General features: G+C 54.7%; 2 protein-coding genes. Both read left to right on the top strand.

Annotation, left to right across the window (positions count from 1 at the left end; all coding sequences use genetic code 11):
- On the top strand, positions 1-453 hold a 453-nt coding region (locus tag ACMHLI_RS23385), incomplete at its 5' end, for a transposase (protein ID WP_413531465.1).
- A gap of 38 nt (positions 454-491) precedes the next feature.
- Positions 492-748 (top strand): IS3 family transposase (locus ACMHLI_RS23380; protein WP_413531464.1); only part of this gene is annotated, 257 nt, incomplete at its 3' end.

Raw genomic sequence — 748 nt, 5'->3', positions numbered from 1 at the left:
GACGGCTACAAACTCACTGCCCGCCAATATCAGGTTCCCGCTTCTTCACTTCGGGCATGGACTGCGGCTTACCGGCTTCACGGTCAGGCCGCTTTATTAGCCAAAACATCCATCACCTATCCTGCCCATTTTCGTGCCCACGTGGCAGATGTCGTACTTCGTGAACATCTTTCTATGCGTACCGCCGCTGCGCGGTTTAATATTTCTGACTACAAGACTGTCGGACGCTGGGTTCAGGAGGCCACAAAGGCCACCGCCCCGGCAGAGAAAGAGAGAAAACACATGGCGCAGAAAGCTCAAAAACCCGCAAAACAGCCTGAAGAAATGACGCCCGCAGAACTGCTGGAAGAAGTCCGCTATCTGCGCGCTGAACGTGCTTACCACGAAAAGTTAGACGCCCTGATGAAAGCAAAAGCGGAACAGAAGAAAAAATCAACGCCATCAGGGCATTAATCGGCGAGCATCGTCTGCGTGACCTGCTGAAATCCGCGATGCTGCCACGTAGCACCTGGTACTGGTGGCAATCGCGTGAAGCGATCGGTTGCGATGTGGCGCTGTGCAATATCATCCGGCAGATAGCCATCCGCCACAAACGGCGCTACGGCTACCGGCGCGTCACTGCCGCACTGCATAATCAGGGGCTGCGGGTGAATCATAAAAAGGTCAGCCGTCTTATGGCTGAAATGGGTGTGCAGGCACGTGTGCGGGCTAAAAAATACCGAAGCTGGAAAGGCGAAATCGGCATGGG

The organism is Rahnella inusitata, assembly GCF_965118895.1.
GTDB lineage: Bacteria > Pseudomonadota > Gammaproteobacteria > Enterobacterales > Enterobacteriaceae > Rahnella > Rahnella inusitata_A.
The sequence above is the reverse complement of the archived record's forward strand: the minus strand, read 5'-3'. Positions and strand labels throughout refer to the sequence as shown.